We start from the raw sequence: 3,441 nt of genomic DNA on the forward strand, positions 1-3,441 counted from the left end.
TCTAAGTTCGAAATGAGCTCCATCATCCAATATTTCTTCCATCAATTCTTCCAAAATTATCTTTTTTGCGGTTTTATACATTTTTGAATCTCGGAAAAAATAGGCGCCATAAAGAAGAGAAAAGCCATTTTCGAGCAGATGATTGCCTAACAGATGGTATTCAAGAGTCTCTTCTAAAATAGCATACTGCGCTCTTAGATTTTCCGTTATATATCTTTCATCAATGCCATATTTCGTTAAAAACTTTATCCAGTTTATTCCCCGCATCGAAATCGGGAAAGGTTCCAGTCCGACTGTCAAATTTTGCCATTGTGAAATAAAATCGTATATCAATCGAAGACCATGTTCTTTGGTCATATCCGGTTGGTTGAGATAATCGAAATAATTGAGGTTATAAGTCCAAAGTTTTCCATATTCCGCAAAGTTCCAATCAATTTGCTTTTCGAAGGTTTTCTTTTTATTTAAAAAAATAAAAGTATTGGGTTCTTCGAAGCAATGCTCTGTTTCTATGCCTGGAAGCAGTTTTAATGCATATGCATTGGCAGCAATCCTGTCTGGGTGGGAATAATGAACGAGATTTCTATATTTCGTTCTTAATCCATAGTAGAGTCGAAACGCTATTTGCTTTGATTTTAAATGTCTGATCGTATGGAAGAGCCGTACAAATTTTTCTGTGCGGCCCATGAATGGTTTAGAAAATAAAGGAGATGTCAAAGTTCGATAGCCTGTTTGCTCTTTAGTGATTCTAGAATTTTGAAAGTCGTGAGTGTTGTATTGTAGATGCTTTCGAATGGTATTGCCGGCACTCCTGTCTGTACCGCCTTTTTGAACATTTTGAATTCGTTGATAAACCCTTTGTCCTGGTTGGAGTTTTTAAAACGCTCTTTTTTGCCTTTTTCGTATATCACAAGCTCTCTGAAATTGTTCATCTCCATGGCTATACCGTTTGCAAACAGTTCCATGTATTCTTTCGGCATGCTGCTGTCACCGTATGCATAGTAGTTAATCGTTGCCGTTGAACCGTTTTTATAAGTCAATACGATACTTACATTGTCTTCATCCGGGATAGATTTGTCATTTTTATGTATACATGCTGCATAAACGTTATCAACTTCACTGCCTATGAGGTAACTGCAGGTATCGATGAAGTGGCACACCTCCCCAACAATACGACCACCTCCCACATCAGGGTCCTGGACCCATATGTTTTTGGGGATGACACCGGCATTGACACGATACGTGACTGACATAGGAACATTGCCTACTCTTTCCTTCATTTTTCTAACCAGTGGTGCAAATCTTCGATTGAACCCTACTTGTAAAATCACGCTCCCATCATAAGCTTCTGCGATTTCTTCCAGTTCTTCTTCATTGATACACAGAGGTTTTTCTACGAAACAGTGTTTTTTGGCTTTAATTGTTTTCAGCACATTGGGAGCATGCTGATCATGGCGTGTTGTAATGAAAACCGCGTTGATCTCATCGTTTTTATATATTTCATTTGTATCGGTCGTAATGTATTTGAAGCCATGCTTTTGTCCCGTGCCATGAGCGCTTACGCCTGTTGCCGTACAAAGCCCGGTGAGCTCGAATCCATCCACTTTCTTTAAATTTGGCAGGATAATGGACTTTGTGAAGTTGCCCGCACCGATAAGCCCGACACTGACTTCGTCCTGTGGTATGGGTTTTGCATTTATCTGGACGATTTTATGTTCCTGTATGTCCAAATCGTGTGTGTACTTAAGGACGATACCAAGATATTTTTCTTTTACTTTGCCTTCAAGCAGGTCGTAAGCCTTCATGGCATTATCAAAATCAAATTCATGGGTTATCAGCTCTTTGGGTCTGACCTTCCCTTCCGCAATAAGGTTGAGAAATGCTTCGAAGTTTCTTTGTTCGGTCCAACGTACAAGGTCGTAGGGGTAATCTATGCCTTTTTCTTCGTATTCCGGATCATATCTGCCTGGCCCGTAGGCCATAGACAATTTGAGAGTCAGCTCTTTTTTATAATACTCATTTCGGGGTATTTCCATGCCCACCATACCCACGACTATTACACGCCCTCGCATACGGGAAATGTCGCCTGCGTCGATGATGGGCTGGTTGCTCATCGTCGACGCGGTGATAATGACAGCATCGACACCGTAACCATTGCTGAAATCCATGGCTTTTTTTATGAGATCTTCTGCATGGCACGCTTCGTCAGCACCCAGCTTTTTGGCCAGCTCGATCTTGTCGGGGTCCACGTCACTGCCGATAACCCGGCAGCCATTGGCTTTGAGCATCTGCACTGTCAGCTGTCCCAATAGCCCCAGACCCATGACGGCAATGTTCTCACCCAGCGTCGGCCCCGTCTGGCGGATCCCTTGCAAAGCGATGGCTCCTACCGTAACGAACGATGCATCGATGTCGTCCACATTGTCTGGGATCTTGACAAAGAGATTTTTTGGTACATAGTTGATCTCACTATGATTCGCGTATCCCACACCTCCGCAAGCTACCCGGTCGCCAACGGAAATCCCATCGATATTATTGCCTACATCCATGACGTGGCCGGCGCAGCTGTAGCCCAGTGGAATAGGGGTATCGAGCTTGTTGAAGACTTTTTCCAGCGTATTTTGAATGCCCTCTTTTTTCATCTTGTCGATCACCTGTTTTACCAGGTCGGGACGCGCTTTTGCCTTGCCAAGCAATGACTTTTTCGCGATATCGACAATCATTTTTTCTGTTCCTGCTGACACCAGTGATGCCGTCGTTTTAATAAGAACGCCATTTTCGTCGCAAATTTGTGCAGGGACTTCGAATAGCCCCAATTCTCCCGTTTTGTAGCTTTGGATCAATTGTTTCATATTATTCCTTCATTTCATAATTAATCGATATATTGTCTGAACCATTCTTCTAGGACGATCAACCCCCAGATATACAACGATCTATCCCTTTTACCGGTGCGATGTTCTTCCTGTATCTTTTCAATATAAGAAGGATTGAAGAGCTCTCTTCGTTTAATACACCGTCTAGATAAATGATCCTGTATAAAATGGTCGAGGTCTTTTTTCAACCAAATGCCCATAGGAGGATTCAATCCTAATTTCGGTTTATTGATGATCCGATCTGGAACCTTACCTTCGAGTAATTTTTTGACGATGTATTTGGTTTTACCTTCCTTAATGCGAATATTTGTAGGTAATGAAGTCATAAATTCAATAATTTTATGATCGATTAAAGGAAAGCGCACTTCAAACGAGTTAGCCATGCTCATTATATCACCATAATATAATAGATTATTTGGTAAAAAAGTCTTTAAATCTACAATGGAACTCTTTAATAACCTGTCCTCATAATTTTGATGCTCCCACAATTGTGCAACAGTAGGAGTATAAGGCTTATAGCTTTTGAACAACTCTGAAAGCTCTTCATCTGAAAAATAGCTTACCCAGTCGT

At 41.4% G+C, this 3,441-nt stretch carries 2 protein-coding genes and 1 pseudogene; all 3 read right to left on the reverse strand.

Annotated features, from left to right (window positions below; genetic code table 11):
• A pseudogene (locus tag Q1K24_RS09540) lies at positions 1 to 714 on the reverse strand (hypothetical protein); the annotation flags it as partial.
• Positions 711 to 2,849: a bi-domain-containing oxidoreductase gene (locus tag Q1K24_RS09545; protein WP_300369434.1), complete on the reverse strand. Its 2,139-nt coding sequence runs from the start codon at positions 2,847 to 2,849 to the stop codon at positions 711 to 713. The pseudogene Q1K24_RS09540 and the gene Q1K24_RS09545, both read right to left, overlap by 4 nt.
• Before the next feature lie 20 nt (positions 2,850 to 2,869).
• Positions 2,870 to 3,441 (reverse strand): asparagine synthase C-terminal domain-containing protein (locus tag Q1K24_RS09550; RefSeq protein WP_300369441.1); only part of this gene is annotated, 572 nt, incomplete at its 5' end.

It is taken from the genome of Hydrogenimonas sp. (assembly GCF_029932565.1).
In the GTDB taxonomy this organism is placed as follows: domain Bacteria; phylum Campylobacterota; class Campylobacteria; order Campylobacterales; family Hydrogenimonadaceae; genus Hydrogenimonas.

Coding starts and splice junctions, on each gene's coding strand:
- Q1K24_RS09545 (WP_300369434.1), bottom strand. CDS start 2,849: ATGAAACAATTGATCCAAAGCTACAAAACGGGAGAATTGGGGCTATTC.